The sequence below is a fragment of the Sphingobacterium sp. ML3W genome, from assembly GCF_000747525.1.
Classification (GTDB): Bacteria; Bacteroidota; Bacteroidia; order Sphingobacteriales; family Sphingobacteriaceae; genus Sphingobacterium.
The window spans coordinates 3,463,451-3,479,783 of sequence record NZ_CP009278.1 but is presented as its reverse complement, the minus strand read 5'-3'; the positions used below and the strand labels follow the sequence as shown (position 1 = coordinate 3,479,783).

Sequence of the window (16,333 nt, the reverse complement as noted above, 5' to 3'; positions counted from 1 at the left end):
AAAAAAGTAAATCATACCTTTTATATGCAACTATTTCTGTCAAATTGTTGTTTTAAGATTGTTTTGAAGTATAGGATCTCTTAATTTAATGAGATTTAAGTAGCGCACCGAATTGATACGAATACGCATATAATTGAGAAAATTCGAAAGTAAGGTTACTTCGTTATATCTTATATTTGATATAATCAATAATAACAAGGTAACCTAAATATATCGGTTTTTGGCTATACAGATTAAACAATGGAATGCTAATAAAAACGCAATCAGTATCATTAGGAGACCATTGACCTATGCCTTAAAAATAAAGGAAGATTATGTCCAAAAGGATGGAGGATCGACGATTTTAAATGTCAAGAGTCTGTTTATCCCACAAAATGACCCTCTTTTGAAATACTTCCTTTTAGTGAATGTAATGATGTTCTTTTACAAGATCAGTTGAATGATTTGAAAAATTAAAATTGGTAAAAAAAAAGCAACGCCTAATGATGGATTCCAGTTTGAATCTCATGCAGAGTCAATTTTAATATTTGTAAAAGTAAAAAGAATATCAGGGTAGAAAATTGACGAGCATGGATTGACTGGTTTACTGCTAGTAAGTTTAGTAAAATCCGAGAGGCCAAGAGAGGAAGTTGAGTTAATTTTGATGGAGGGTACACGATTAATAATAACGGCTTTCCCTGCCGTAAAATAATGAAATTGATAAAGATTAAATGTTTTTTATAATGAAGAGAACTGTATTATTTGCGAGCTTAATGTTAGCCGTACAAGTGAATTTTGCTCAGGATTGGAAACCTGCGGGTTCGCATATTTTGACTTCTTGGGGTGAACAAGTAAATGCACATAAACCACATCCAGAATATCCGAGACCACAATTGGTTCGTGCTAATAATTGGCAAAATTTGAATGGGCTATGGAAATATGCCATTACAACTGCCACTACTACTGATATTCCAACGCAGTGGGAGGGCAATATATTGGTTCCTTTTGCTGTTGAATCGGCTTTATCTGGTGTAGGTAAAGAAATTGGTAAGGACAAAGCACTTTGGTATAATAATACGATTACATTAGATAAAGCCGTTCAAAAAAATAATGTTTTATTGCATTTTGGTGCTGTTGATTGGCAATGTGATGTTTTTATCAATAATAAATTAGTCGGGCGGCATGAAGGAGGATTTGATCCATTTACTATGGATATCTCGTCCTTTCTTAAAAAAGGAGCTAAGCAAGATATAGCTATCCGAGTCTGGGATCCTACAGATGATGGGCCACAACCACGAGGGAAGCAAGTAAATCATCCCAATGGGATTTGGTATACTCCGGTAACAGGTATATGGCAAACGGTATGGTTAGAGAGTGTTCCGCAAAGTCATATTGTAAGTACTAAACATACACCGCAACTGGATGCTGGAAATTTAACCTTTGAAGCTACAATAGCAGCGAGTCAACCGGGGGATCAAGTCATGGTAAGAGCTTTAGACGGAACTCGAGTTCTTCAGGAGCAATCTGGCGAACCTAATCATGCATTTAATATCGCTATACCTCAGGCTGAACCTTGGTCACCTTCTAATCCAAAGTTGTATGATTTAGAAATTCAGTTGCTGCGAAAAGGGAAGGTTATCGATCAGGCGAAAAGCTATTTTGCTATGCGTAAAATATCGATGGAAAAGGATAAAGATGGTATTCAACGATTGATGTTGAATAATAAGTTTACCTTTCAATATGGTCCGTTGGATCAAGGATGGTGGCCTGATGGGTTACATACAGCTCCCTCAGATGAAGCTTTGAAGTTTGATGTTATCAAGACCAAGGAAATGGGGTTCAATATGATCAGGAAGCACATCAAAGTGGAACCAGCTCGATGGTACCGTCACTGCGATAGTATAGGTATGTTGGTGTGGCAGGACATGCCAAGTGGTGATTTAGGAGGTAATAATTGGGATATGCAACCAGGGAAAATATCAGGAGGTATTCGCGATAAGGATCGTTCTGCCATATCTGAAGGATATTATAGGAAAGAGTGGAAGGCGATTATGGAAGTGCTACACAATTTTCCGAGTATCGTGATGTGGGTGCCATTCAATGAAGCATGGGGACAATTCAAAACCAAGGAAATTACAGAATGGACAATTGCGAATGACCCTTCTCGATTAGTAAATAGTGCCAGTGGTGGTAATTTTATGGAGACGGGGCATATATTAGATATTCATAATTACCCAGATGCAGCAATGCCAGATCCTTCATTGTTTGGGGCCAATCAGGTTTTAGCATTAGGAGAATTTGGAGGTTTGGGACTACCAGTAGATGGGCATTCTTGGCAACAGAAGGATAATTGGGGATACCAAAGTTTTAAGAATAAGGTTGAATTGTTCGATCGTTATAAGAGATTGATTCATGATTTAAATCGACTGATTCCTATGGGTCTTTCGGCAGCTGTATATACACAGACAACAGACGTTGAGGTTGAAACCAACGGATTGATGACCTATGATAGAAAAGTGATTAAAATGTCTGAACAGGAATTGAATTCGCTGCATCAACCTTTGTATCAATTTCAATTAAAGTAATCTGAGTTCAGTATTTTAATAGCATTGTCCGAAAAGTGCTGACAATAAAAATTAGATAGGTTGGTTTGGGGGCCTTGCGTATACCTGTGTACGGAAAGGCCCTTTTTTATGACCATATGAATCCAATTTATTTCTTTTATGGGGAAGTTTTAGTGATGCCGATACACAAGGAACTTATGGGGTTCCATTGACCAATGATGGGTTAAAAGTACCTGATTTAGGAAGAAAATTTAAAGTAGCCGCTGGAGATTTTGAAGCTGTTATGATTCATAAACGCAGAGGGTACTATTATTTTTTTGGTTCACAAGGCTCTTGTTGTGAAGGTATAAATAGTACGTATCTATCCCAATCATCGCCTTTCTTTAAATCAGTAAAATAATAATCAGAAGATGATTCATCATGTAAAGAAGCATATTAAAGTTTAGATTGTATAAGGGGGAACAGCTTTAATATAAAATTAAGAAGTTAAATCATCCATTTTCATATTTATCAAAAATATGAAAATGGATGATTTTTTGATTTAAATGAAAATAGCATTCTCCTACCTACTGTTATTTTGATACAAACTCCTCTGAAAGTAAACTTCGTATTGTTTAAAGGAGTTTGATATCATATTCAAGTTGTCATTTATGTGATGTATGATATTAATAAGCAGACTATTGAGATGAATTGATAGTGCCATGTTTTTCGCATTTATTAAATTTGATTAATCAATTGTAGAATTAAACCTTCTGAGATACATTAGATATTTTACTTTAAGTCGTCTGCTATTTTTAGGTAGCAAGATGACAATTTAGACGATTTCATTTGCGCTATTTTTAGAAAACTAGCCTATAAATCTGAAGGAAAGATATTCGTGAATACGCTTATGTTGTCTTAAAAAAAGGCGCAAATTATCGAAAGGAAAATATAAAAATAACAAATTATAAAGAAATTGAAGCCGTAATCAGGTTTTTTTTTAACTCTACATGCTAATTCCATTTAGCTGTAATATTTTAAATCAATTATGCAGATATTAATATTAAACGCTTCGTTGAAAAGTGCTTTGTCGATAGGGCCATATGTACGTTTTAAGGAATATGAATTAAAATTGCTAACTACACCACCTTAAACCTATCGTCCAGTAGAAACTCACCTTTTAGGAATTTCTATCCATATTGAATTAATCAGATTAATCGATTATATATTTCCAATCTCAATATTATTGCTTGAAAAATATTGAAGTATAGGTGAGGCAATACATTAAAATAGAAGTATAAATTTTAACCAAATTATATTTATGATAACTAAACAGTTTATAAAAAGCAATAGTTGGTTCGTAAGCAGTATGCTATGGATTTTTATTGCATTTAGTTTTGGAATGGGGGGCTGTAAAGAGGAGAATAAGAGTGTCGTGGAGCCGGTAGCCTTTAATCCATCTAAACCCGTCGTAGTATCCGATTTTAGTCCTAAATCAGGAGGTATGGGGCAACGCCTTGTAATATATGGACAAAATTTTGGTAACGATGCCAAGAATGTAAAAGTGCTTATAGGTGGTAAGCAGGCGAAAGTAATTAACGTACTGGGAGAATCATTATATTGCTTGGTTCCAAGACAGGCATTTAATGGCGATATTGAAGTGCGTGTAGGCGATTCAGATAAACAGGTTATTGGTAAATCCGAGAAACCTTTTGACTACCAGCGCAAGATGGTAGTATCTACTGTTATTGGATATCGAAATGCTCGAGGTGACGAGCCCTGGAGAGACGGTAAATTTAAAGATGTAGACCAAAGTAAAATGGCGAGTGGATTCTGGGAACCTTCATTTATGAAATTCGACCCACTCAATCCAAAGCATCTCTGGATGACATTTGATAATAATAATGGTCTTTATTTAATAAATTTTGAGGATAGCACGGTTACCAAAAAACGTTCTGATTTTGATAGACCCCGTAGCATTGATTTTACAATTGATAGTAAGCATATGATTATAGCTGAAGATCGTGGAGGCGAAAATGATAGGGCTACATACAGGTTGTCGCGTGATCGACAATGGCAGGATAGAGAGGTGCTGACCACCTATAGGCAGTGTAATGGTGCCTCTGTTCACCCCATCAATGGGGAGATGTATTTTAATAGTTACGAGAAGGGTCAATTTTTTCGTTTCGATCTGAATAAATATTTTAATGAGGGACTTGGAGTTAAAGATTATCAACAGTTGTTCGTGGTGCATGATCCGAATTGGGAGTATAAGATATTGATACACCCCACTGGTAACTACGCATATATTGTAGTCATTAATCAGCATTACATCCTTCGTGTTGACTACAATTGGGAGAAGAAACAATTTAATCAACCCTATCTGGTCTGTGGTCAGCTTAAAAGTGCCGGCTATGAAGATGCAGTTGGCTCCTCTGCTCGCCTAAATAACCCTTATCAGGGTGTTTTTGTGAAAAACCCAGCCTACGAAGCTGATGGTAAAACGGATGTATATGATTTCTATTTTACAGAGCAGGAAAATCATGCGGTTCGTATCTTAAAACCAGATGGTAGTGTGACGACTTTTGCTGGTAGAGGTAGCTCGAGTATTAATGCTAATCCACATGGTTACGTAGATGGCGATTTGAGGCAGGAGGCTCGGTTTGATAGACCCTCTGGGATCGCATACAATGAGACCGAAGGTGCATTTTACATTGGAGATCAATCGAATCGTCGTATACGTAAAATAGCACTTGAAGAAATGGATCAAAGTATTAACGAATAATCAGTGATTTTCATGATGAAAAAATTCTTAATAACATGCATGTTACTGCTCGGCTTTACCTCTAGTCTGTTGGCTCAAGAGATAGTCGAAGTAACCGGTGTCGTAACTGACGCCCAAAAGCAACCCTTAGTAGGGGTTAGTATTTATGTAACAGATTCACCAGGTTTAGGTACCGTTACGGATAGCCATGGTAAATATAAAATTAAACTTGAAAGATATAAGCGGTTAACATTTTCTTATATCGGTTATAATAAGCAAGAGGTATTGATTAAAGATGTGTTCGCAGTTAGTTTGGCATTACAAAAATCGGAGACGAGCGTTCTGGACGAAGTGGTGATAACAGGGACTGGGACGCAAAAACAATTGACATCTACAGGAGCTGTCAGTAGTGTAGATGTCAATAACCTGAAATCTAATCCAACTTCTAGTTTATCCAATGCATTGGCAGGAAATGTACCAGGTGTTATGGCCATGATGCAATCTGGACAGCCGGGTAAAAATATTTCTGAATTCTGGATTCGGGGTATTTCAACTTTTGGTGGTGGTACAGGTGCATTGGTTTTGGTCGATAATATTGAACGTAACATCAATGATATTAATATTGAAGATATTGAGTCTTTCTCTGTCTTGAAAGATGCTGCGGTAACAGCAATTTATGGTTCTAGAGGAGCTAATGGAGTCATTTTGATTACTACTAAGCGGGGTAAGGAGGGTAAAATTAACATCAATTTTAAAGATGAAACGATTTATAATACCCGTACCATCACCCCTCAATTTGAAGATGGTGTAACGTACGCTAATCTCTTAAACGAATCGCGCATTACGCGAAATCAGGCACCTATCTATCAACCTGAGGAATTAGAAATTTTGCGATTAGGGTTGGATCCAGATTTATACCCTAATGTGGATTGGCAGGACTTGTTGCTGAAAGACGGTGCAATGACCTATAGAGCGAATCTCAATATGAGTGGTGGTGGACCTACAGCTCGTTACTTTGCTTCAGGGAGCTATGTGGAAGAAGGTGGGATGTATAAGATTGATGAAACGTTGCGTAATGATTACAATACCAATGCAAATTACAAACGTTGGAACTACCGTTTGAATACAGATTTTAATATCACAAAAACTACGGTGGCTAAAGTTGGTGTTGCAGGATCCTTAGATAAACGAAACAGTCCGGGATTGGGAGATAATGATTTTTGGGGCGTACTTTTCGGATATTCGCCCATACGAACGCCAGTAATGTATTCCAATGGGTATGTACCTGCTATCGGTGAAGGAAATCAAACGAACCCATGGGTTGTAGCAACACAAACAGGCTTTAACGAGAATTGGACAAATAGTATACAGACAAATGTATCCATAGAACAGAATTTCGACTTTATTACCAAAGGGCTTCGAGCTAGAGGGATTGTCGGATTCGATACTAACAATAAAAGTAATATATCTCGTCGTAAATGGCCTGAGCAATGGCGTGCTGAACGTGCTCGAGATGAAAATGGGGATCTAGTTTTTACACATGTTTCCGATCCCAGTGAAATGTTCCAAATGAGTGGTGCTGAAGGTGAAAGACGTGAGTTTTTAGATTTAATGTTCAATTATGATCGTAGTTTTGGTAATCATAATGTAGGTGGGGTAATTCGGTTTACACGTGATGCTTTGGTAAGAACGGTAAACATTGGTGATGATATCAAAAATGGGATATCCAGAAGAAATCAAGCTTTGGCTGGTCGGGTGACCTATAATTGGAAAAATAGATATATTACTGATTTTAATTTTGGCTACACCGGTTCTGAAAATTTTGCTATTGGACAGCAATATGGTTTTTTTCCGGCACTCTCAGCTGCCTGGAATGTCGCAGAAGAACCCTTCATCAAAGAGAATTTGGATTGGATCAATATGTTTAAGATACGGTATTCTTGGGGTAAAGTGGGAAATGATCAGTTGAAAGTTGGAGATAGTCAAGAACGATTTCCATACTTATATACCATTGAGGAGATCTGGCGGAGGAACGCTGATGGGAGTTTTGCGTTAGATGGCAATGGTAACAAAATACCTGATGGAGGTTATCAGTGGGCTGACTATGGTTTCGATCGGTACTATCAAGGAATGAAATATGCACAAGTAGCATCACCGTATGTAACCTGGGAGATGGCAACAAAACAAAATCTAGGTTTTGATATTGCTCTTTTTAATGATAAGATTATTGCGAATCTTGATTTTTTCAATGAAGAGCGAACGGGTATTTATATGGAGCGAAGATTTTTACCGGCGATTGTTGGGCTTGAAAGTACGCCAAGAGCCAATGTTGGGGCAGTGCGATCAAGAGGTTTCGATGGACGATTTGAGTATAAGCAAAATATTGGAGAAGTCAGTCTTACCGCAAGAAGTAACATCACGTATAGTAAAAATGTTATTTTGGAAAGGGATGAAGAGAACAATGTGTATGGTTATCAGAATGAGCGTGGTTTTCGCGTTGATCAGGCCAAAGGATTAGTCGCTTTGGGTCTTTTTAAGGATTATGATGATATCCGGAATAGTCCGAAACAAAATTTCGGAAATTATCAACCTGGAGATTTGAAATATAAAGATATCAATGGTGATGGTGTGATTGATGATGGTGATCGAGTGCCCATTGGTGCTACCAGACGACCGAATTTGATTTATGGTATTGGTGCTTCCGTTAGTTGGAAAGGAATTGATCTTAATGTGCATTTTCAAGGAGCAGGGAAATCTACTTTTTCAACCTATGGAAAGACTGTACATGCATTTAGTGAAGGCGAGTGGGGGCAAGTCATGAAAGGCGTGATGGGTGATAACCGTTGGATTTCTGCGGATATTTCAGGAGATCCAGCTACTGAAAACCCTAATGCTTCTTATCCCCGTTTAAGTTATGGGGATAATCCTAATAACTTTAGGGAGTCTACTTATTGGCTTAGAAATGGCCAATACTTGCGTCTGAAAACTTTGGATATCGGTTATTCCATTCCAAAATCTTTGGCCAATCGGATAAAGACCAATAACATCCGTATTTTTCTTGTTGGTAGTAATTTACTGACATGGTCAAAATTTAAGCTTTGGGATCCTGAACTTGCTAGCCCTAGAGGAGAAGACTACCCGCTTCCCAAATCATTTACATTAGGCTTAAGTGTTAATCTATAAATTGAAAAGAAATGGAAAAGAAGATATATTTCCTGTTATTTCTTGTGTTTAGCACAAGTTTTATTTCCTCCTGTAAAAAAAATTATCTAGAATCTGATCAATATTTTAAGGATCGGATTACGATTGAAAAAGTGTTTAAAAGCAAAGTGTATACCGAAGAGTGGTTAGCGCATGTTTTTGGGGAATTAAAAGGTGAGAATGTCGATGTGGCCAGTAAAGGACTTACTCCGCATAATTTTGCCGATGATATGTATTATGGCGATCGAGATAAGGATTTTGATCCTTCAAAGAATGAACTGTCATACAATATGTTCAAAATGGGCCTTTATGGCGAGAATGACAAACAGGGTACTTGGACACAATGTTACAGAGGGATTCGTAATGCGACTACTTTTATTCATAATGTCTATATGAATACAGAAATGACTCCTGTTGAAATTGAAGATTACCGAGGGCAAGCGCGCTTTGGAAGGGCTTATCTTTATTGGTTACTATTACGGAAATACGGGCCCATTCCATTATTGCCAGATGAGGGAATCGATTATACTGAAAGTTATGAGGATATCGCTACTGCACGAAATACATATGAGGAGTGTGCAACATTTATTGCGGATGAGATGTTGCTAGCAGCGAAAGAAATGGAAAAACTGGGAATGAATCGTGGTCAAGATGGGTCTGCTCGTCCTAGTTGTGGGGCGGCATTGGCCACACGTGCCAAAGTATTGCTTTACGCAGCAAGTCCGCTCGCAAATGGAAACACATCAAGTTTTGCTGCAAGATTGGTTGATGATACCGGTAAAAAATTACTTTCAGCCGATTATCAAGGAGAAAAATGGGCAAAGGCTGCTGCCGCAGCAAGGGATGTAATTGAACTAGGAGTATATAGACTGTATTGGGTTCCGCTACAAGAGACAGGTGAGGATGCAACAGTTATATCGCCGAAAGACAATAATTTTTCAGAAAAAAATTGGCCAGAAGGTTGGGCAAATATCGATCCAGCCAAATCATATGCACAAGTGTTTGACGGTACGTTGCAAGCTTCGGGGAATCCTGAGCTAATTTTTACAAGAGGTAATAATCAGGATGGTGAAAGTATAGCTTCTATGGTCATCCACCAGTTGCCTCGTTCTGCAACGGGTTGGAATACGCATGGACTTACCCAGAAGCTCGTTGATGCATATTATATGAATGATGGGAAAGACGCGCCCGGTAAAGATAGTGAGATTGGACGTGGAAATGGATCTAACCGTCTAAGTGGCTATGTGTCGGAAGAAGATTACAACGCTGGGAAGTATAAGCCTTTGAGAGAAGGGGTTTCGTTACAATACGCAAATAGGGAACCTAGATTTTACGCTTCTGTTGCTTATAATGGTAGCTTTTGGACGTTGCTGAATGAGACTTTAGAACGTAATCGTAATCAACAGGTATTTTATTATCGCGATGATACGAAAGGTAATGGATTCAACTCTTCCAATGCATATTGGCTACGTACAGGTTTTGGAGTGAAAAAATTTGTTCACCCAAGTGATACTTATGAAGGTGGTAGTGACTCACGTGTAATTTCAAAAGCTGAACCTGCTATTCGCTATGCAGATATTTTATTGGCATATGCAGAGGCGCTAAACGAACTTGATGGCTCTTATACTATTCCATCATGGCGAGGTGGGGATTATGCTCTCAGCCGCGATATAAGTCAAATACAACGAGGTATTCATCCGATTCGAATTAGAGGTGGTGTACCCGATTATCCATCTCAGGTATATAGCAACAAGAGTGAATTAAGAAAAACATTGAAGCGGGAACGTTTTATAGAATTAATGGGAGAAGGACAGCGCTATTATGACCTACGTAGGTGGATGGATGCTCCTATAGAGGAGGCGTTGCCTATTTACGGCTGTAATGTATTGATGAATTCTAAGGAGAGGGATCTCTTTCATAGACCTGTGGCCGTATGGACACTTAAAACGAGTTTTGCGGATAAGATGTGGTTCTGGCCGATTAGTCATAGTGAACTTAAACGTAATAAACGACTGACACAAAATCCAGGATGGACATATAATGATTAAATATTTCATTTAAAGCTGCATGAACTAATAGAAGTAAGAATTTCAAGGGTTAGCTGATTACGACCATATATGCCCGGTAGACATTTATAAAACTGAAAATAAGATGGATGCCTATAAAATAAAAAGAGAGGTTAACAAACTTATTTATGCCATTTAAAATTTAAACTCATAATAATAGTCCAATGAAAAAAACATATATACAACTCTTTCTGTTCTTATTGCTGCTTGTATTTAGTGGATGCAATGATGAATGGAAAGATGAACAATTTGAAAATTTTGTTTCGTTTAAGGCTCCTTTGACAAATGAAGGAGTATCTAATATCTATGTTCGTTATAAGGGAGATCAAAAAACTACTTTCATGCTGCCATTAATCGTTAGTGGATCTACTTTAAATGATAAAAACATGACCATTAATGTTGCTGTAGATGCTGATACATTGAATATTTTGAATTATGAGCGCTTTCAAAACAGGGAAGATTTTTATTATAGAGAGCTCAATAGTCAATATTTTTCCATTTCCCCTACAGTAGATATTAAGTCGGGCGAAAATACTGCTTTAATGCCTATCGATTTCACGCTCAAAAATATTGATATGGTTGATAAGTGGGTGCTTCCATTAACCATTTTGGATGATGTTTCCAATGGATACAAAGTGAATCCACGAAAACATTACCGTAAAGCACTATTGCGTATTTTTCCTTTTAATAATTATTCGGGTACATACAGTGGCACTGCACTAAGAACTAGTATGGAAGGCTATGAAAATGAAACTCCTATTGTTAAAAGTGAAATTCGGAGTTATGTGGTTGATGAAAATACCATTTTCTTTTATGCAGGAAACATAGATGAAGAGCGACAGGATCGTGGTCAATATAAAATTTATGCAACTTTTAACGAAACTGGTGGAGTTAGCTTAAGGGCTGATAATGCTAATATAAAGTTTAAAGCTAATAAAGACGCGAGTTATACGATTTCAGAGCAGATGGACGCTGTACGTCCTTACCTTTTGCATCGGTATATAGCCATCAATAACATCGACTATCAATTTACCGATTACACTATGGTTCCTAATGTTGATATTACATATAAGGTTTCTGGCTCATTGATTTTACAACGGCGGTTGAATACGGAGATTCCAGACGAAGATCAATCTATCGAATGGTAAAGGAAGAAAAACCGTACGCGGTCAAAGAAAAACTAGTTTGGTGATTTAGTTTGTAGGGAAATGCGGAGTGTAAAAGCTTCGCATTTTTTGTTTAACGAAGTTGATTGCGAATTGTAATAGTTCTTTTATTTTTAGAAGGCTACTATCTCGTTGTGTTTTACGAGTAGTAGCCTTCTAAAATTTGTATGTGCCTTTTTTGATCAAAAAATATTTACTTTTAAATCATGTTTTTCAGAATTGGCAGTGTAAATCATTATCTATTAATAATTGGTTCATTTGTCTGTGCTAATCGCTGTGAGCCGTTATTGGCAGGACATGAGATATCATCCGTAGCATCATAGATTAATTTTTCACCTTCTTTTATTAATTCTTCGGGTACATAGATCTGTATCCTTGTAATGCTATAACCGCTAGGGAAATAGCGCATGTAGTAGCCATCGGGATGTAAAGTCCAAATTCCACTTGGAGTATCTGCTCTAGGTGTTGCCATTCCAGCTAGAATCGCATATTTTTCGAACTCTTCGTAAGAATAGTTTCCTGAAGATACGAGATTACGGATGTTATTTTCAGCCTCAAAAATAGCTTGTATGGATTCTGGCAGTTGCTCTTTAGCTGCGGCCATTGCATCAAAAGGTAAAACTCCTAGTGCACCTCCTTCGAGTTGGAGTAACTGTTTTGGGGTTAGTAGTGTCAATGCTGTTGCTTTAACTGGCCCTGCGTAGTCGATAAATTTTGTTTTAGCTATTATTGTCCATAAAAGCATCTGGATATCATTTTGTTTTACTTCTGGATGATTTTCGGCACTTTTAAGTATGGTAGTAACAACTTCTTTTTTCTTACCTAACGAGGGTGCATACATATAGCCATCCCCTGACGAGGGTGCATGAGTTCCAGCTTTTAAGCAGTAGCTTTTGTTTGTCATCTCGAAATGACCAGCTTGCAAGATAAAACCATCATTGCCATTCCGGGGTAGATCCTGTAATGGTTTATAGGTTGCCTCTTGTTGAAAGCTGGGCATTTGTTCACCATTTCTATCTACATCTTCAAAATTTGTGGATATGGCTTCAGGCTCTTTAAGTAATTTGTCCAAACCTAGCGCTTGTGTGCCCTTACTTGATACTACTTTTCCGACTTTATTAAGCAAGCCACCAAATTGTGCAGTTGCAAGTTCTGTTGACAGTATAAAACATAACGAAAGTGATAGTTTTAATACTATTTTTTGAATTTTCATAATATTGCTATTTATGGTTAGTTTTTATTTCTATCAAAATGAATGTAAATGATGTTCATCTTTTTACTTATTTACTAGATAGTAAAAGTCGTTATCATTTATTGGAAATGTATACATCGAAAATTAAGTATATATAAAATTACAAATAATATTTTATGATTTCCGAACTTACTCTATTGTCATTTTAGAATTATACTATGTATGGATAGATGGGAGGTATTGAATACTATTAAAGCATCTCTCCATAAATCTGAAGTGGCATGTTGTAGTATAAATTTGTTCGGACAATCTCCATATATTGAAAGTTAGCATTTTTGTTAGCAAGATACCAATAGGATGTTTAAATATTTATTGAGATTAATATGCGGTTTGGAGGAAAAACAAAAGGTTTTCAAACGGGGAGAATGAAAACCTTTATAACCAATTATAAACCTAAATTATGATGCAACAAATATAGTGTTATTTTCACACTAAGTCAAGCTTTTTTTTAATATATTTTCTACTATTGTATAAATGAATAGTGTAAACATTAATTTAATACTATTGGTTAAAGGAAAAAGTGAAATATCACGAATTGAAGGTTCTTTCTTTCCTGTTATTCATTTCTTTTTTATTTCTTTGTAATGAAGTGTCTTCAGTAATTTTGTGGATAGGTTTATTAGCCTGCTGTGGATAACAATTTTTTGATTATTGTTCGTGAACTACCAAATTTGGTTTGTAGTCGTGCAAATAAATAACAGAGTTAACTATCAAAATATTCGAATATATTTCGTCTATTTCTTGATATTATCGTTGTTTATAGTAAGTCGAACAAAGCTATGTGCAAATATGGCTGGTATAATTCTGAGTTTATTTGTGATTATAAATTTTTATAATTACTATATGGATTTTTTAAAGAGAGTATGTGATGAAAACGTTAAAGGAATTAATTAATAAAGAGGCATTGGGCTGGGCTGCGGTCAAAAAATTGATGATGAATTCGAAGAATACTGTTCAAGTTTTACCTAGGAGTCCTAAACGAGCAGATGAAGAATTGCTAAGATTACAAATTTCGACTAAATCTCCTGTAGGAGCTATCGTTTTTGAAACTGGAGGAATTCTTGTTGATGATGGTTGGTTGCGTATCTTAGGTTCAGGTTCTATGAAGTTGAATAGGGGTATGATGGAATGGAATAAGGGGAAAAGCTATATAAATGAAGGAGAAAAGGGCGGTTTTTTACTAGTTGCGGAGGATGTTATTGGAGGGTATTTTGCTATTAACGCAGGAGAGTTAGGGGACGAAATTGGTAAAATATATTATTTTGCACCAAATACCTTACGTTGGGAAAGTTTGGAATGCGGTTATTCTGAATTTATTAATTGGGCTTTTAATGGTGATTTGTCGCTCTTTTATAAAGCATACAAATGGGATACTTGGAAAGAAGATGTTACTGCTATTGATGGTAATCAGGTCTATTCCTTAATGTTGAGCGGTATAAGTCAAGATGAGCTAATAAAGAGTGCTGCTAGTAAAAAAGTTGTTTCTGTGCAAGAACAGATTCTATCAGCTTTGAAAGCATTAGACTCTTAATTTTACAATGTGAAAGTTTTAGAAAAAAAAATTAGAACTTTCACTTAACATTATTTGGATAGCTAGGGTTAGTTCACAGATCGTATATTTTTTAAAATATAGTAGGATATTAAATTCTCACTTAGTGATGTTTCGTTTTAAGTTGCTGAATATTAATGTTATAGGATGGTTTTTTAGTAAAAACAAAAGGTTTTCAAACGGGGAGAATGAAAACCTTTTTAACCAATTATAAACCTAAATTATGATGATACAAATATAGTGTTAATTATACACTAAGCAAAAATATTTTGTCATTTATTTTAATAAATGACAAAATAATGTCTTTGTTTTATTAAAAATAGTGATATCACGTTTTTTTATGAGGAAGTGATGTTATTAATTTTGATTAGAAATTGTTTTGTAATGGAGAAGAGAAAAGAAAAACATCTTTCAATAAAAAAGGAAAAGGATCAGATTTTGGATCAACACTATTGGGATTTGAGGTGGAAAAACAATCTTATCGGTTGGGATCTTGGATGTGCTTCTCCACCGATTACGGCTTATATGCGTGAATATTCTAATCGGAATGCTGCTATTTTAATAGCTGGCTGTGGAAATGCTTATGAAGCAGTCTATTTATTAGAAAATAAATTCACTAATATAACACTGATTGATATCGCTCCAAATGCTATAGAGCAGTTGAATGAGAAATTTAAAGGAAATCCTTTTGTGCAAATTATCTGTGCTGATTTTTTTAAGCATCAAGGACAATATGATTTGTTGATTGAGCAAACTTTCTTCTGTGCCATAGTACCAAACAGACGTCAGGAATATGTAGAGAAAGTATCTTCTTTACTAAAGCCAGGCGGTAGACTAATAGGAGTGCTTTTTGATGAAATATTGAATAGAATTGGTCCTCCTTTTGGCGGTGATTTGCAAACTTATCAATCTCTTTTTTCAGCTTATTTTGATATTAAAAGAATGCAGAAGTGTTTTAATAGTATAGGACCACGTGAAGGAAAAGAAATATTCATTAATCTGGAAAAGCGATAATTAAAGTTTTTAAGGTTTTCTTCCATAAAGCAATAGTCTTTTGAATGCATAAATATTAGGAAATTTGATAAATTTTTGTTCAATACGTTTCTTATATGCATTGATAAATTCTTCTTTTTGATTGTCTTGGAATCTATCCAAGTAAGGAATTAATGCTGATCCAGATATAAAGTCAAATAACTCTTGTTTATTTTGAGCGATGATGGGGTATACTTTTTGAATAACTTGTATATTGATTAATCCAGCATTGTACATTATTTGTGTATACTCATCGATTGATAACAAGGGGGATTCTTTTTTCCATCCCTTTAAATAACTTTTGAACGGTTCCTCTTGTACTAATATTAATAGAATTTGATTCAAGATATTAAGAGTCTGCATTGGCATTTGAACTGCAAATTGACCATTGGGGAGTAGTAGTGATAGAAGATTTGGAAACAACGTATGATGGTTATTGGACCATTGTAATGCGGCATTGCTAAATATCAAATCCCATTTTCTTTTGGAATCTAGAACCTCTTCAGTCTTAGCTTGTTTGAAAGATAATCTATCGTGGGAGAATTGTAAGGATTCTGAAAGCATAGCTTCGGATGGGTCAACACCCAAAAATCGAGAATTTTTAAGCTTTTTAGTTAAGATAAACGTTTGTTCACCTGTTCCACATCCAATGTCAATACAATTTTGCGATTTTTCATCTGTTATCAGTTCGATTAAATCATAAAAAGGTTGATAACGTATATCTTTAAAGCGATTATAAATTTCCGGATTCCAATTCATATTGTTGTATTAAAATTAAAAC

At 36.0% G+C, this 16,333-nt stretch carries 10 protein-coding genes; 8 read left to right on the top strand and 2 right to left on the bottom strand.

What is annotated here, in order from left to right; all coding sequences use genetic code 11:
* Window positions 1-220 precede the first annotated feature (220 nt).
* The 6 genes from KO02_RS23625 (at window position 221) to KO02_RS14925 (ending at window position 11,701) form a co-directional block, all read left to right on the top strand.
* The gene (locus KO02_RS23625; RefSeq protein WP_144243335.1) at window positions 221-439 is read left to right on the top strand and encodes a hypothetical protein; all 219 of its coding nucleotides are present in this window, start codon (window positions 221-223) and stop codon (window positions 437-439) included.
* Between the two features lie 283 nt (window positions 440-722).
* Complete coding sequence (locus KO02_RS14945; protein ID WP_038699534.1) at window positions 723-2,564, top strand: glycoside hydrolase family 2 protein; 1,842 nt, start codon at window positions 723-725, stop codon at window positions 2,562-2,564.
* Window positions 2,565-3,843: 1,279 nt separating this feature from the next.
* Window positions 3,844-5,307 (top strand): IPT/TIG domain-containing protein, encoded by a 1,464-nt coding sequence (locus KO02_RS23615; RefSeq protein ID WP_051959958.1) that lies wholly within the window; start codon window positions 3,844-3,846, stop codon window positions 5,305-5,307.
* A 12-nt stretch (window positions 5,308-5,319) separates the two neighbouring features.
* Entirely contained in the window at window positions 5,320-8,469 is a 3,150-nt protein-coding gene (locus tag KO02_RS14935; RefSeq protein ID WP_235212267.1) for a SusC/RagA family TonB-linked outer membrane protein, read from the top strand.
* Between the two features lie 11 nt (window positions 8,470-8,480).
* Window positions 8,481-10,535, top strand: a complete 2,055-nt coding sequence (locus KO02_RS14930; protein ID WP_038699530.1) for a RagB/SusD family nutrient uptake outer membrane protein — start codon at window positions 8,481-8,483, stop codon at window positions 10,533-10,535.
* 182 nt (window positions 10,536-10,717) lie between these two features.
* Window positions 10,718-11,701, top strand: a complete 984-nt coding sequence (locus tag KO02_RS14925; RefSeq protein ID WP_038699528.1) for a DUF4973 domain-containing protein — start codon at window positions 10,718-10,720, stop codon at window positions 11,699-11,701.
* A gap of 253 nt (window positions 11,702-11,954) precedes the next feature.
* Here KO02_RS14925 and KO02_RS14920 read toward each other — a convergent pair whose 3' ends face one another.
* Window positions 11,955-12,932: a hypothetical protein gene (locus tag KO02_RS14920; RefSeq protein ID WP_038699526.1), complete on the bottom strand. Its 978-nt coding sequence runs from the start codon at window positions 12,930-12,932 to the stop codon at window positions 11,955-11,957.
* Window positions 12,933-13,839: 907 nt separating this feature from the next.
* On the opposite strand from KO02_RS14920, the gene KO02_RS14915 reads away from it, so the two are divergent.
* Complete coding sequence (locus KO02_RS14915; RefSeq protein WP_038699524.1) at window positions 13,840-14,502, top strand: DUF2625 family protein; 663 nt, start codon at window positions 13,840-13,842, stop codon at window positions 14,500-14,502.
* A 402-nt stretch (window positions 14,503-14,904) separates the two neighbouring features.
* Complete coding sequence (locus tag KO02_RS14910) at window positions 14,905-15,534, top strand: methyltransferase (RefSeq protein ID WP_051959957.1); 630 nt, start codon at window positions 14,905-14,907, stop codon at window positions 15,532-15,534.
* A 9-nt stretch (window positions 15,535-15,543) separates the two neighbouring features.
* Here KO02_RS14910 and KO02_RS14905 read toward each other — a convergent pair whose 3' ends face one another.
* The gene (locus KO02_RS14905) at window positions 15,544-16,311 is read right to left on the bottom strand and encodes a methyltransferase domain-containing protein (protein ID WP_038699522.1); all 768 of its coding nucleotides are present in this window, start codon (window positions 16,309-16,311) and stop codon (window positions 15,544-15,546) included.
* Between the last annotated feature and the right edge of the window lie 22 nt (window positions 16,312-16,333).

Bases quoted from the DNA above. Each gene is read 5' to 3' on its own strand.
- KO02_RS14910 (WP_051959957.1), top strand. From the start codon at position 14,905: ATGGAGAAGAGAAAAGAAAAACATCTTTCAATAAAAAAGGAAAAGGAT.
- KO02_RS14930 (WP_038699530.1), top strand. From the start codon at position 8,481: ATGGAAAAGAAGATATATTTCCTGTTATTTCTTGTGTTTAGCACAAGT.
- KO02_RS23615 (WP_051959958.1), top strand. From the start codon at position 3,844: ATGATAACTAAACAGTTTATAAAAAGCAATAGTTGGTTCGTAAGCAGT.
- KO02_RS14920 (WP_038699526.1), bottom strand. From the start codon at position 12,932: ATGAAAATTCAAAAAATAGTATTAAAACTATCACTTTCGTTATGTTTT.
- KO02_RS14915 (WP_038699524.1), top strand. From the start codon at position 13,840: ATGAAAACGTTAAAGGAATTAATTAATAAAGAGGCATTGGGCTGGGCT.
- KO02_RS14945 (WP_038699534.1), top strand. From the start codon at position 723: ATGAAGAGAACTGTATTATTTGCGAGCTTAATGTTAGCCGTACAAGTG.
- KO02_RS14935 (WP_235212267.1), top strand. From the start codon at position 5,320: ATGATGAAAAAATTCTTAATAACATGCATGTTACTGCTCGGCTTTACC.
- KO02_RS14925 (WP_038699528.1), top strand. From the start codon at position 10,718: ATGAAAAAAACATATATACAACTCTTTCTGTTCTTATTGCTGCTTGTA.
- KO02_RS14905 (WP_038699522.1), bottom strand. From the start codon at position 16,311: ATGAATTGGAATCCGGAAATTTATAATCGCTTTAAAGATATACGTTAT.